A 15,598-nucleotide genomic window follows, 5' to 3' on the forward strand; every position below is an offset into this window, starting at 1 on the left:
TGTGAATTATGAAAAACAGAAAAAGATTGTCCGTCTTTTTATTGATGGTTATGATGTTTAACACGCTTTCCGGATTATGGCCTAAGGTCTCAGCAGCGGAAGAAGCGAACTCTACAACTCCTAAACTGATTCTCCATTATGACATGAAAACTTCAGAAAAAGATGGGGATCAACTGAAGATAAAAGATGTGTCCGGCAGTGGCACAACATTTGACGGGGTTTTCAAAAATCCTGAAAATGGCCAACTTGTTCATAATGAGGAAGTTGGATATGCAGCGTTTAATGGTGGAAGTTCAACATCAAAAAGCGGTTATATCGAAATTCCAAAAAGCGAAAATGGTTCAGATTTATTAACTGGTTTACAAGATGTAACCGTTTCAGCACTTGTGAATTGGAGTAATGATGGGGCCAATCGTTGGATTTTTGGATTGGGAGCTGTAACAGATGATGCTGAGAATGGCAATAAATATTTCTTCGTTACACCGCAGCATGGCTCAGGAAATGTAGCAGCAACAGGAATTTCCAAAGCGGGCTGGAGAAATGAATCACTAGTCAAAGCAACATCGGCCATGAAAGCGGATAAATGGGAAGTAGCCACGGTTGTTTTCTCTGGCCAAGCCAATACGATTACCTTATATGTAAATGGTGAGAAGGTCGCAACAGGATCAGCAGGCGGGAAAAAGTTATCTGAAATTATTGATCCATCAGCAGGTTTTTCTGGTTTTATCGGAAAATCAATCTTTAAAAACGATTCCTTTTTTAAAGGGATGATCGGTGATTTCCGTGTATATAACGGGGCATTGACAGATGAGCAGGTTACAGACTTATATACTGAAACATCTGGCAAAATTGCTAAAATCAATCAGCTTGTTATCAATGATGCAACAGAATCCTTAAATATTACTGAATATGTAGACAGTGAAGATGAAGGCATTGACAAAATAACGAAAGATCTCGCACTTCCTGCAAAAGGCAAGCATGGCGTAGATATTACGTGGAGTTCAAGCAATCCAGAAGTCATTGCAAATGACGGCACTGTGACTCGTCCTGATAAAACGGAGTCAGATGCAGAAGTTGAGTTAACAGCAAACTTATCCTATGAAGGTCTGACAGCAAAGAAACAATTTACGGTAACTGTTTTAAAGGAATATACGGATGAACAAGTTGTAGAGCTTGATGCTTCAAACTTAGCCGTTATTAATGCAGATAACGTAAAAGGAAATCTAAGCTTACAAGTATCAGGTCAAGAAGGAAGTACCATTACGTGGGAATCCTCAAACCCGGTAATGGTAAAAGGATCTGCAGAGGCAGCCGAAAATAATAAAATGCTTGGTTGGGTAACAAGACCTGAAGCAGATTCAAAGGTTACATTAACAGCAACCATTTCAAAAGGAAACGCTGAAACGAAAAAGGAATTTAACCTTACAGTTAAGAAAAATCCAGGTGAATTGACGTATGATGCTTATTTCTTCTCTTATTTCACTGGAGAATACGAAGGAGGAGAGGAAATTTCCTTCGCTACAGCAGAAGATCCGTTAAAATGGCGTGCCTTGAATAATGGTCAATCGGTCATTCAGTCAAACATGGGTGAAAAGGGACTTAGAGATCCATTTATCATCCGTTCTCCAGAAGGAGATAAATTTTATATGCTGGCGACTGACTTGAAAATGGGTGAAAGCACTAACTTTGACCAGGCGCAAATCACTGGAAGTCATTCTCTTATGGTTTGGGAATCAGATGATTTGGTCAATTGGAGCGAACAGCGAATGGTAGAAGTGGCTCCTAAAACAGGCGGTAATACGTGGGCGCCTGAAGCCGTTTATAACGAAAAAACGGGTGAATATGTTGTATTCTGGGCGTCTTCAATGAAAAATGAAGAAACATATGGCGATTACCCAAATGGAAGACCGGCGGGACAGTACAATGTGATGTACTACGCCACAACGAGGGATTTCCATACATTCTCTGAACCAAAAGTGTTTATTGATGAAGGCTTCCCGACAATCGATACAAGTTTTGTAGAAGATAATGGCACATTTTATCGTTTTACAAAATCGGAAGTCAATTACAGAGTGTATTACGAGAAAGCAACAGATATTTTCCAAGATAAAGACGGAATCAAGGAAAATGGATTTCAATACGATGTGATTTCGGGTACAAAAGATGGAAACAGAGGACTGATCGGTCATCAAGGTAACAATGAAGGACAAACCATTTTTAAAGATATTCATGAAGATAAATGGTATATGTTCTTAGATTCTTGGCCATATCATGTTCGCTGGTCAACTAACTTAGAGGATGGATCACAATTTGTGAACAATTTACTCCCTGAATCTGAATATGCGCTGCCGCCAGGACCACGACATGGGACCGTTATTCCAATCACTCGCGCGGAATATAATGCCCTTCAAGAAACATATGGCATGCCTTCACCAGAGACATCTGAGGAACCTGTTGTACACTATACATTTGACCAGGAAGATGTTGATGGAACAACTGTAAAAGATGTTTCCAAAAATGGTTTTGACGCAACATTAGTAGGCGGGGCGAAAATTGATGCAACTGACACAGTTGGCAAATCTTCAGGAGCAGTAGATTTAGATGGAAGCACAGGATATGTTGAGCTGCCGGAAAATATGATTAAAGACCTTAACCTGGAAAGCATGACAATGTCTACTTGGGTGAAAGTAGAGGGGAATCAAGCAAACCAACGAATCTTTGATTTTTCTTCAAATACTGGAAGAGTAGCAAACCGCAATACAATGTATTTAAGTACACAGGGTGATTCAGGTAACGTGGAATTTGCGATTGTTACACCTTTCACCGAAAAATTTGCAAATCAAAATTCACTTTTAGGAAGTTCCTATAAATATGCTGTGAGAGCTCCAATGCTTTCAACTGCACAATGGCATCATGTAGCGATAACAATTGAAGGGTTTGATGCCGTTTTATATGTAGACGGAAAAGAAGTGTCACGAAACTCAACGTATAATGTCGAGCCGAGAATGCTATTAGAAACAACAATGAACTATTTAGGGAAGTCCAGCAATGAAAATCACAGTCTCTTTAACGGGAAATTTGATGACTTTAAAATTTATAACCGAGCTCTTAACGCTGAAGAGATTGCTAGTTTAGCAGATGAAGAAGTTTCAGCGCCTCCAGTTGAAGAGCCGGAAAAAGCTGAGTTAATTCTTGATTATGATATGAGCAAGATTGAAGGCACGAAAGTAGTAGATAACACAGGTACCTTTGAAGGAAAGCTTGTTAATCCTCAACATGCAGAACTAATCAAAGGGGATGAGACAGGAGTTATCAGCTTTAAAGGCGGCTCCTCAAGCTCGTATATTGAGATGCCTCAAGGCGTACTGAACGGGCTGGAGAGTGTGACCGTTTCCTCACTAGTGAATTGGGAAGGCAAGAATGAGGCTGAATGGCTATTCGCTTTAGGTCAGGACAGCAATAAATATCTATTTATGACACCAAAACGCAATTCAGGTGACAGATCTGCACGGGTAGGACTTGGCATCACAAGCTGGCAAAATGAGGCTGGAGCAAATGCAACAACGGGTTCCTTAAAGTCAAATGAATGGAAACTGGTGACAGCCGTTATGTCTGGTGAAGATAAAACGATAAAATTGTATATTGATGGTGTTGAAGTGGCATCCGGATCTACAAACGGATATACATTAGCACAAATCAGCAATGGTAATGGCAGAAGCGGATTTATTGGCCGTTCCTTCTATTCTGCTGATCCTTACTTTGGCGGAATGATGGCTGATTTTGAAGTATATGATGGAGCTTTAACAGCAACAGAAGTAAGCAAATTAAAAGAAGCAGCCGATGCAAAAATTGCAAAAATGGATGGTTTATTGCTTCAAAATGCGATCAACCAATTAGATTACGCAACATTCCTTAATGAAAACGAAAGCAAGGATGAAATCACAACAGATCTATCATTCCCTAAGACAGGAGCAAACGGAACAACCATCACTTGGGAATCACAAAATCAAGACAACATTACAAATGAAGGGAAGGTTACGAGACCATCCTTTGAAGAAGGAAACCAAACAGTGAAAATAACAGCAACGATTTCAGATGGTAAGAACGAGGCAACAAAAGAATTTACAGTAACTGTTGTAAAGAAACCGCATGATTCTGTCGCAGTCAGATCAGATGCAGAAGCATTAAAGGTTCATAACATTCATGATGTTCGCGGAAATCTAACATTACCAACATCAGGGGAAAATGGCTCTTCAATTACTTGGAAATCAAGTAATTCATCGATCATTACCCCAACCGGCGAGGTTATACGTCCTGCACATGGTGAAGGTGATGCAACCGTTAAATTGACGGCAACACTTGCCTTAAATAATGAATCGATTACAAAGGCGTTTTTAGCAAAAGTCAAAGAAATGCCGAAAAAGGAAAAGTATGAAGGGTATGTCTTTAGTTATTTTACCGGGGAAGGCTACACGAACGGCGAGCAAATTTATTTCGCCTTAAGTGATGGCAACAATCCGCTTAAGTGGAATGAGATGAATAATGAAGAACCAGCCATCACATCTAATTTAGGGGAAAAAGGATTGAGAGATCCGTTTATTATTCGCTCCCCTGAAGGTGATAAATTCTACCTCATTGCAACCGATCTAAAAATCAATGGGGATTGGAATTGGGATCGTGCGCAAAGATCAGGAAGCAGATCGATCATGGTTTGGGAATCAACGGATTTAATCAATTGGTCTGAACAGAGAATGGTCGAAGTTGCACCAAAAGAAGCAGGAAATACATGGGCACCTGAAGTCTATTATGATGATACGACTGGCGAGTATGTTGTATTCTGGGCTTCTAAGATTTATGACAATGAAGAGCATACTGGTTCACCCTACAATAAAATGATGTACAGTAAGACAAGAGATTTCTATACATTTACAGAACCAAAAGTCTATATGGATTATGGCTACTCCGTCATCGATACAACGATGATTAAGCATGACGAGAAAATCTATCGCTTATCAAAGGATGAAAGAAACAATACGCCATCTTCACCAAACGGTAAATTTATTTTCCAAGAGGTCGGAGATTCAGTACTTGATCCTACCTTCGAGCTGATTCAAGAAGGAATTGGCAAAGGATCAATAGGTGCAGGTGAAGGACCTACGATCTTCAAATCGAATACCGAAGAAAAATGGTATATGTTTATTGATGAGTTTGGCGGCAGAGGATATGTTCCTTTTGAAACGACCGATTTACAGTCAGGTGAATGGAAGATGTCTGAAAACTACGATTTACCTGCACGTCCGCGTCATGGAACAGTCATTCCGGTTACGAAAGCTGAGCATGAGGCTTTACTGGCAAATGTTCCAACCGTTCGTGTCCCAGCACCGGAACAAAAGCCAACAAGTGTTACGCTTGATCAAGAATCATTCAAGCTTTCGGAAGGTAAAACAGCACAAATAACCGCAACCGTTGCACCTAATGACGCAGTCAATAAAGCGGTTGTATGGTCAAGCAATAATGAACAAGTAGCAACGGTCGATGAAAACGGAAAAGTAACTGCCCACAAAGAAGGAATTGCAAAAATCAGCGTGTCAACAGTGGATGGCGGTTTAATGGCTGTGAGTGAGGTAACGGTTGAAAAGCAAAAAGATTCAACACCGCCAGAAGGTCAGTTTACGATCAATGCTGGTGCAGAGTTTACGAATAAGGAAACCGTCACTTTAGCATTAAAAGCAACTGATGACTTAAGCGGAGTCAATCAAGTTCGCTATTCGACTGATTCAAAAGAATGGTCAGATTGGGAAGAGTATAAAGCAACAAAAGAATTAACATTGCCATCAGGTGATGGAGAGAAGACCGTATTTGTAGAGTTTAAGGACTATGCCGGAAATATCAGCAAAACGTATAAGCAAACGATCACAATTGATACAAAGGCACCGGTGATCCAATTTACAGGTCATCAAGAGAGTTATTCGGCAGATTCGCACATCAACATCACATGCATTGCAACCGATGAGCTGTCAGGAATTGCATCTAAAGAATGTCCGAATGTTGAAGGACCAGCTTATAAATTCGACTTAGGAATCAATAAAGTCACTGCTACAGCGACAGACAAAGCGGGTAATAGTGCGAAAGTTGAGATTCAATTTACAATAACTGTTGACATTGATAGTTTAAGCAGGTTGACAGAACAATTTGTCACGAAAAAGGAAGTCGCTGATTCACTAATCGAAAAGCTGCAATCTGCAAAAGCATCAGCAGCTAAAGGAAACAACGAAGCGGTAAATGGCAAGCTAAAAGCTTACGAAAATCAAGTGAAAGCTCAAAGTGGAAAATCAATTTCTGAAGAAAATGCAAAATTATTGATCAATTTATCAAAACAATTGAGCGTAAAATAAGAGGTTGCTTTACCTTGCATTAGGCCAATAAAACATTTATTAAGAAATAAGCTAGCTTTCCAGTCTTAGGACCTGAAAGCTAGTTTTTTACACGTTAAGAAAGAAATTTGCAGCGCAGGAGAGAATTCGACGTAGCGGCAAATTTTAAGAATTAAGTATAAGTGCAACTAGGCAGTCGCACTGCGCCTAAAGGCTTGGCGCCAGCCAAGTTTTCTTTATTTTAATATACCGAATTAATTTGTGTGGAAGTTGTAAGAGCAATTTATGATACTTATAAAAATTACCGAATAAAAAGCCTCTCTACTCATTAGGTATAGGCTAGAATAACTAGATATTATCGTTATTACCTATATTTTTGGTTTAGTAAAGATTTTTCCATTATTTAACTCACACCAATCTAATTCGCCATAAGATTCCTTATCTCCATATTTTTCTAAAAAAGCTTCCTTATTTTCGAATACTTCCATTAAACCATCTTCTAGTAATGTTACCATTTGGTATGTATTTAGTTGGAAAACATTAGAAACGGCTATTAATTCACCTATGTGGACAACGTTGGAAAAATCTTTCATTATTTCCTCTCCTTTACAAATAAAGAGATTTTCTTTATGTTACAAGTTCTACTTTATAGAAAAGATCCATATTTGCCCTCGACGACACATGCTCGTCCTTTAATTGTTGCAGTGGGGAACTTCATACTATATTCGAAACTTCCATCATTCATCTGAGATGCGGCGTATCTAATTTAAACTTTTAAAGTATACACCAAAAGTGTCCATTTTATTAATGAACGGACGTATCACCTCGCTTACTTTTTGGATCGTTTTCCTTTGATCTGTCTATTCTTTATTTTCCCTTTTATAAGTCCTTAAATAACCCATTCATTTTCTTAGCATAAATGGTTATAATCTCATTGATTTGCACACAGCAAATGAGTGAAGGTCTTAATGAGCCTTGAATAGAATTTTATTTCTAGGTTATGAAATGGATGTTTTAGAGTTTAGAATGCATATTCCCTTGAAAATCTTTACAATATAAACCAACTTTTCTCTATATTTCAAAGGCTCATCAACCTTGTCATGAGATGGATATGGACATGAAATGATCTAGTTTGATATGTTCTAATTAAGTTATTCAGAATATTCAAAACAAAAATGTAAGGGCTTCCAATTGGTTAACTGAAAGGAGAATACTTATTTCTTTGTATCTAAATTAATTTAAAGGAGGGGATTTCTTGAATACATCACCGCAGCAAGTCATTACGACGAAACTTCAAGAAAAGGTAGAAGTGGAAAAGAAACCACTTTATATTCGATTGTGGAAGGATCGATGGCTTTATCTGTTTCTATTACCTGGTTTATTGTACTTTGTCATTTATAAGTATTTTCCGATGTGGGGAGTGCTTATGGCTTTTCAAAATTATCAACCTCACCTAGGTATCTGGAATAGTGAATGGGTAGGCCTAAAACACTTTGAACGTTTATTTAGTGAAACTCAATTTTGGATGTTAATGAAGAATACGTTATATATCGCCTTCTTAGATTTAGTTATTTTTTTTCCAATCACAATCATCCTGGCGCTATTATTAAATGAAATTAGAAAAGAAATGTTTAAACGGTTTGTCCAGACAATGGTATATGTACCGCATTTCCTTTCATGGGTTGTTGTCGTTGGTATCTCTTACATTCTTTTGAGTACTGAGGGTGGGGTTATTAATGAACTTATCGCCTCTTTAGGAGGAGATAAAGTCCAATTTTTAACGGATGTAGATTGGTTTAGACCGCTAATTATTATTCAAATGGTTTGGAAGGATGCAGGATGGGGAACCATCATTTTCCTAGCCGCTCTTGCAGGGGTAAATTCACAATTATATGAGGCTGCAAGGATTGACGGGGCAAATAGATGGAGGCTCTTGTGGCATATTACGTTGCCATCTATTCGCAGTGTTATTATTATTCTCCTTATTCTTCGCCTTGGGAACTTTTTAGATTTAGGTTTTGAACAAATCTTTTTAATGTTAAATGCCATGAACCGTGAAGTCGGTGAGGTATTTGATACTTATGTGTATACAGTTGGGATTAGGCAAGGCCTGTTTAGTTACAGTGCTGCAGTAGGATTATTCAAGTCAGTTGTAGGACTTATTTTAGTAATTGGTGCTAATCAACTGGCGAAAAAATTTGGTGAAGAGGGAATTTACTAGAAGCCTAGTAAAGGAGGGAAAGAAAATTGACTAACGACAAGACGCTTGGGAGCCGAATTTTTGACATTTTTAATTATACGTTTCTCTCAATTGTTGCTTTCGCAACTGTTCTACCGTTTATTTATGTGGTCATTTCATCGTTTTCTAATACAAGCGCATTAATTCCAACTGAATTTTCGTTAGATGCTTATCGGTATATTTTTTCAACCGAAACGTTTGCTCGCAGCATGGGAGTCTCTGTATATATCACGGTACTAGGAACATTTATTAACCTTTTGTTAACCTCGTTAATGGCATATGCGCTTTCCCATACCCATTTGGCTGGCCGCCGAATATTTTTATTAATGATAGTGTTCACAATGCTATTTAACGGAGGAATGATTCCTACCTACTTTGTTGTAAAAGGGACTGGATTGCTTGATTCGTATTGGGCATTAATTATTCCAAATGCGATAAGCGCCTTTTATCTTATTATTTTGAAAAATTTCTTTCAAGGTATTCCTGAAGAATTAAAAGAAGCTGCTAGAATTGATGGCTGTCATGAAGTAGGAATTTTATTCAAAATTGTGCTCCCATTGTCATTACCAGCAATGGCGGCATTTGGCTTATTTTACTCTGTGGGGCTATGGAATCAATACTTTAATGCTGTTCTGTATATTAATGACCCCTTGAAATGGCCAGTGCAAGTATTACTTCGACAAGTTGTTATTTTAGCACAGGGTTCTATAGGGGACTCAAGTGAAATTGCTGATGATGCAGTTGTGTTTTCACAAGGAATAAAGATGGCTGTCATTGTCATATCTACAGTTCCAATCCTAATTGTTTATCCTTTTTTGCAAAAACATTTTGCAAAAGGAGTATTATTAGGTTCTGTTAAAGGCTAGTCGTGCATAAATAGACCCGGTTTCTATCAATATTGGAGGGAAGAAGATGCCTGAAATGAAGGTAAGAAGGAAGATTGGTCGTTCTATATTATTAATGATTGTTCTTGCGACTGCACTTATTGGTTGCAGCAATAAAGAAGAAGCTAGTGGTAATCAAGAGGGACAAGCAGGTTCAGACTCTAATGGAGAAGTTAGTATTATGATGCATTTTGATGGACTAGAGTTTCCAAAAAAAGATAATGAAGTAGAAAAAGCAATCGAAGAATATACCGATACAAAATTAGACATATCAGCTGCGCCAGGGGCTACTGTTGCCGAAAAATTACCAGCAGTCGTTGCCTCAGGAGATATGCCTGATATTATTGGAAGCAGTTGGTTTAGGGAACCATACATGATTAATGCATTCCGTGGCGATGTGTTTTGGGAAATTGGGCCATATTTGGATCAGTTTCCTAATCTATCTAGTATAGATCCTATCATTTACAAGAACATATCAATAGATGGAAAAATTTACGGTCTTCCCCGAGTACGTCCAATCGCTCGTGATGTTTATATCTACCGTAAAGATTGGTTAGATAATTTGGGGATGAAAGAACCAAAAACAGTGGATGAATTTTATGATATGCTTGATGCATTTACGAATAAAGACCCCGATCAAAATGGTAAAGATGATACGTATGGAATGGCAGTTGAGGGCCAAGGGTTAATCAATCGATTTGCCCCATTATTTGGAGCACCTAATGGGTGGGGAGAAGAAAACGGAAAATTCTTTCACGCAGCAACAACCAAAGAGTATTTAGATGGGTTAGATTTCTTCAAAAAATTATATGATGATAAATTAATTACTCAAGATTTTGCAGTTATTGAGCGTTCCCAATGGGAAGAGGCTTTTTCAACTGGTAAAGCAGGTGTTTGGCCTGATACAAGTAATGCGGTTGTAAGAATGTATAATCGAATAAAAGAGACGAATCCTAATGTTGAGTTAGGTGTATTTAGTCTTCTTGAGGGCCCGCAGGGGAAAAGAGTACCAGCAGGGAGCGGCCATAACGGAATCTTCGTATTTCCTAAGTCGTCGGTCAAAACGGAAAAAGAACTGCTAGATTTATTGGGCTTTTTTGAAAAGCTTCAGGAAGAGCCTATGCATACATTGTTTGAATGGGGAATTGAAGGAAGGCATTATGAATTGGTTGATGGGAAACCAGTTCCTATCGAAGGATCAGATCTTCATAATGAGGTAATACTGCCATATCAATTACCATTGGGAATTGTACCAGCAGAAGTTAATGCACTTAAAGGAGAATTAACACCACTTGAAACAAAAGAAATAGAAATTCCAAAAGAAAATGAACCGTTTGCCATTCATAATCCAGCGGTTAACTTAATTTCAGATACACAAGCTGAAAAAGGATCCCAATTAAATATGATTATTGAAGATGCTAATACGAAATATATTATGGGTGAAATAGATGCAGTTGAATGGAAAGAACAGATTAAAAACTGGCGAAGCAGCGGCGGAGATCAAATTGCTGAAGAATATGCCAAAGAATACAAAAAATAAAAGATAAAAATGTAAAAAAATACGAAAAGGCAGGTAGATATACCTGTCTTTTTAGTACGCTTTACTCTATTTCGAGTTGTGAGTAAGGATACCTGTGGAAAGGTAGTAGTGATCAGTTTTGATGAACCAAGATGGACTCCGAGATTTTGGGGAAGCCGACCATATTTCCTTACCTAGGTATATGTAGATCCCGCTTAACAAGTCCTTGATGGAAGTGTTGTGTGCATTCATCTAGAGAATGGGCTTTCTAGGAGCATGAAATCCTTGTAAACTTTCATTTTGAAAGGGAACTAAATTTCTTGCAGTATATAAATTTATATAAATTACTAAAGCCTGATTGACAGCGATCTTATTCTGCAAGTAAGATTTAAAAAAAGGTTGAATGCGCTTACTTTATTGTTATTTCAACGATAGTAGTTAATTTATTTGAGTGCAGTAGTTTTAGTTTGACTAGGGCTCAAGGAATAACATCTTGCAAAAGGAGGTAGTTGGGGGTGAAAAAGCGATTAAAGTGATGGGGATGTTAAGGACAGGAAATCAGCAAAATGACATGGAATGTTACACATAAAGTAATCGATTTATTCCAGAGGAGAACCTACACATAAAAAACAAACCGGAATACATGATTGTGAGTGATGATTATTGAGATAATTTTAACGTTTTTTTGGGGGGATCTTCCATTAATAACATTAATTATAGGTATTATAAAAAGCTGTTTATTTATAGTTTGATATTATCAACATTACCAGTCATTGTAATAGGGATATTATCGTATACGAAAGCTTCGGCTGATATCGAAGAAAAAGTTGCCAAAGAAAATATGCAAGTTTTATTACAAACTCAAATGAGAGTTGAACATCAGTTAGAGGTCTTAGATACAAAAGTAAACGCAAATATTTTGTCACCTGATTTTACTTCCAATTTTCAAAAAAGCATTACACCAAAAGACTTTATCGAATATAGAAACCTTGCAACAATTATGAAAAAATTTATAACAGATAAAATTTGGTATCAAAATTTGGAACTGGTAAATCATGATGAAAAATGGTTGATAGATAAAAAAGGTCTTAGTCAACTTAAGGAAGAAGACTATAGAAAGCACTATTTAAAAATAGCTAGAACTCCCCATTCATCGGATTGGCTTACATTTTCAGAGGAGAACGGACAGTCGATTAAACTAGTTAAAAAAATTCCATTGCTTTCAAAAAATCCAAAAGGCCTAATAATTGTTACCATTACTAATGAAAAAATTACTGAACTTATCAATGAAAAAAACAAAGAAAATGAAATAGTTGTCTTGGACAAGGAGTATAAGTTAATTTCAAATAATTCACCTAAACAGTCCCCTTTTTTATTTAATGATTTAATAAATAAAATTAAAAATAGCAAGTCCACTAATGGTTATTTTACAACGAAACTTAAAGGTAAAAGCGTGGGCATCAACTATAGTAAATCTACATTTAATCAATGGACGTATTTGTCAGTTGTGCCGATAGAAGCTATTACAAAAGAATCCAAAGACATTGCTTGGTATACTGTTATTTATTGTATCGTTATTATTATTATCATCAGTATTATTGCCCTTCAATGGTCACGCCGCTTATACAACCCGATTCATAATGTATATAAATCAGTTGTTTCGTTAACTGGAGATGATACAGATTCAAAAGATGAATTTGATTGTATCCAAAGAAAAATACATGATTTTAAAAGCAGTCATTTGCAGCTTGAACACCGAATAAATAATCAATTGAACCATTTAAGGGAATACTTCGTGCTAAAATTACTTTTGGGGCAGGTAAAATCAAATGAGATAGATAGCATGTTGGAGAATTTGAAGTTTCCAACTTCCTGGCAAGCGTTAGCTGTTGTCATCATTAACATAGATCAATTGGAAAATACAAACTATCAAAGTGATGACAAAGAATCACTTTTATTTGCCATTAATAATATTGTTCGTAATATAATCGCTGAGGACAAGCATTTTAGCCCTGTATTTTTAAATGATTACCAAGTAACCATCCTATTAAGTAATGAAAAGAATTCTGTTGATCAGAAAAAGTATTTTTATAGTGTTGCCTCCAAAATAAAAACTCTTGTTTTAAAACATCTGGGATTAAAAATTAGTATAGGAATAGGTCGTCCATATGATCAACTGGAAAAAACCGCACTAGGGTATGAGGAGGCTATAGGAGCGCTGAAGTATAGACATCGTTTGGAACCTGGAGTGATCTTACATGTCGATGATATTACAGTAAACCATCCTGTAAAGTGTAATTATCCAAAGCAAGTTTCATTAGAGCTTCTTGATTCAATTAAAAGTGCCAATCAAGAAGAATCTAGAAAATTGTTAAAGGAATTTATCGCCTATATGACAAAATTTAATCTACCCTACCATAATTGCCAAATCATATTGGCCCAATTATTATCTAAAATATTGGAACTTGTACAAGAAGTAGATGAATCCCCAGATCAACTATTCGGTAAAGCAATGGTATTTGATGAATTATTCAGTTTCGGTACTATTCAAGAGGTTGAAGACTGGTTTAATCAATCCATTATCCCACCCATAATCGACAAGTATAATGAGATAAGAACAAACCAGCAAACGAATATTACAGAAAGTGTTTTGTCAATTATAGAAGATGAATTTTATAAAGATATTACACTTGAATACGTTGCATCAAAAATTAATTTTCATCCCAGCTATGTTAGCAGAGTTTTTAAGAAAGAAACAGGTTCCAGTTTTAGTGATTATTTAATGCGATATAGAATTAATCAAATTAAGAAATTACTAAGTGAAACAAATATTAAAATATCGGAAATTGCTGAGAGGTTCCATTACAACAGTTCTGCTTCTTTTATTCGGTCATTTAGAAAAATGGAAGGAATGACCCCTGGGCAATATCGGAAAAAGTTCAACTAAAATATAAAAGTTAGCCTTTTGGCTAGCTTTTTTCTTTGGGCGGAAAACCTGTTGAAAGATTATTCTAAGAAGAAATAGTAATGAGAGATTTCGGGATTGTTATAGGTCATCGAACCCTAACAACCGACTAGTATCTATAAGAAATATACCGAAACTATGGGAGCAGCCTATTTATGGTGAAAAATCCCAAGAGTGTTTGTAATTTTATAGTACAATTAATGAAATATATAAAATGTTTCTAACTTATTAATGCTCAAAGAACGGTACTATTTAAGCTGTGGCTAATATTCATGCTAAAATAAAAAAAACTATTTATATTATTTAGGTTGCTTTTTTAATAACTGAACAATTCGATAAATCGATGGGTGTGGTTAAATATGGGGAGATTGAAAGTAACGATCATTATTGCTAGTTTGCTAGTAATATGCTTTAGCTTATACTTATTTCTTTCAAACTCTAATCAAACAAAACAGGTAGATGTAGAAACATCGTTTATAAATGGAGCGACAGATTCTAATGAAATGACAGGTAAATCTCATACTGAAGAAGAAACGGTTACTGAAGATGCATCTCCTGAGAAAGAGGAACAGGTTGAAGATGTTTCTGGTAATATTGCAGATAAAGAAGAGGAAGAAGAAGCAGATGGCGAAAATAATAAACTTATCACATTGACTGAAGATGTCAGGAAAACGGTTAGGGAAGCAGTAGATGGTGTAATAAAATTATTCAAAAAGGATTTAAAGGTTGTAGCAATTGGTGATTCCCTCACCCAAGGCGTAGGAGATGAAACAGAAAGCGGCGGTTATGTCGGGATCTTAAATAACACATTTGAAGATAATAACATAAATATTACTATTGAAAACTATGGGAAAAGAGGAAACCGTACAGACCAATTATTAAAACGGCTAGAAAAGAAAGAGATTGCAGAATCAATTCAAAAGGCTAATATTGTTATCATTACAATTGGCGCCAACGACATGATGAAGATTGTCAGAAACAATTTTACCAATCTCAATATAGAAGTTTTTAATCAAGAAAAACCAGATTATCTTGAGAGATTAACAGCAATCTTTAATAAGATCAATAAAATTAATCCAAACACACATATTTATTTAATTGGTTTTTATAATCCGTTTGATCGTTATTTTGGTGATATTGAAGAATTACAATTAATAGTTAACGATTGGAATGAATCTAGTAAATCCGTTACAGAGGAATTTGATAATGTAAATTATATTCCGATCTCTGATTTATTTAGTAATTCTAATGTAGAGTTATTATCTGGTGATAATTTCCACCCGAACACTAGCGGATATAAACTCATTGCAAAGCGGATCTTAGAGAACATGGAAGAGGTTAGCATCGAACCAGCGGTCATTACCGAGGATGTAGAATAAAGGTCGTCTTTTTTAAGAGAAAGTATAAAATTTGAATTTAGTTTTAGTGTCCAGTTCCAGCGCCTAGCCCCGAAGCACAGGGCGTGGTAAGTGCAGTCAGTGCGACAGGACGTCGCGTTTTTGACTTCCTCTAGGGTCTGCCACTCATGAATTGAAGGCAAAGAACGCCTTCTTTCATGAGCGTCTTATTTGCCCTAGGCTGAACAAGGCGCTTGCGCTTTTCTTACTGCAGGATTTA

7 protein-coding genes are annotated in these 15,598 nt (G+C 36.6%); 6 read left to right on the forward strand and 1 reads right to left on the reverse strand.

Features of this window, described 5'->3' with window-relative positions; translation table 11 throughout:
* Positions 1–8: 8 nt before the first annotated feature.
* Positions 9–6,395, forward strand: a complete 6,387-nt coding sequence (locus tag ACSVDH_RS07525) for an immunoglobulin-like domain-containing protein (protein WP_439249105.1) — start codon at positions 9–11, stop codon at positions 6,393–6,395.
* Between the two features lie 347 nt (positions 6,396–6,742).
* Here ACSVDH_RS07525 and ACSVDH_RS07530 read toward each other — a convergent pair whose 3' ends face one another.
* Positions 6,743–6,967: a hypothetical protein gene (locus ACSVDH_RS07530; protein WP_299090242.1), complete on the reverse strand. Its 225-nt coding sequence runs from the start codon at positions 6,965–6,967 to the stop codon at positions 6,743–6,745.
* Positions 6,968–7,683: 716 nt separating this feature from the next.
* On the opposite strand from ACSVDH_RS07530, the gene ACSVDH_RS07535 reads away from it, so the two are divergent.
* The 5 genes from ACSVDH_RS07535 (at position 7,684) to ACSVDH_RS07555 (ending at position 15,360) form a co-directional block, all read left to right on the forward strand.
* The gene (locus tag ACSVDH_RS07535; RefSeq protein ID WP_439249161.1) at positions 7,684–8,595 is read left to right on the forward strand and encodes an ABC transporter permease; all 912 of its coding nucleotides are present in this window, start codon (positions 7,684–7,686) and stop codon (positions 8,593–8,595) included.
* 26 nt (positions 8,596–8,621) lie between these two features.
* The gene (locus tag ACSVDH_RS07540; RefSeq protein WP_046516489.1) at positions 8,622–9,479 is read left to right on the forward strand and encodes a carbohydrate ABC transporter permease; all 858 of its coding nucleotides are present in this window, start codon (positions 8,622–8,624) and stop codon (positions 9,477–9,479) included.
* Positions 9,480–9,525: 46 nt separating this feature from the next.
* Positions 9,526–11,037, forward strand: a complete 1,512-nt coding sequence (locus tag ACSVDH_RS07545) for an extracellular solute-binding protein (protein WP_439249106.1) — start codon at positions 9,526–9,528, stop codon at positions 11,035–11,037.
* Between the two features lie 727 nt (positions 11,038–11,764).
* Complete coding sequence (locus ACSVDH_RS07550) at positions 11,765–13,963, forward strand: helix-turn-helix domain-containing protein (RefSeq protein ID WP_439249107.1); 2,199 nt, start codon at positions 11,765–11,767, stop codon at positions 13,961–13,963.
* A gap of 377 nt (positions 13,964–14,340) precedes the next feature.
* Positions 14,341–15,360: an SGNH/GDSL hydrolase family protein gene (locus ACSVDH_RS07555; RefSeq protein ID WP_439249108.1), complete on the forward strand. Its 1,020-nt coding sequence runs from the start codon at positions 14,341–14,343 to the stop codon at positions 15,358–15,360.
* Positions 15,361–15,598: the final 238 nt, after the last annotated feature.

This window comes from Metabacillus sp. Hm71, from assembly GCF_051842955.2.
Classification (GTDB): domain Bacteria; phylum Bacillota; class Bacilli; order Bacillales; family Bacillaceae; genus Metabacillus.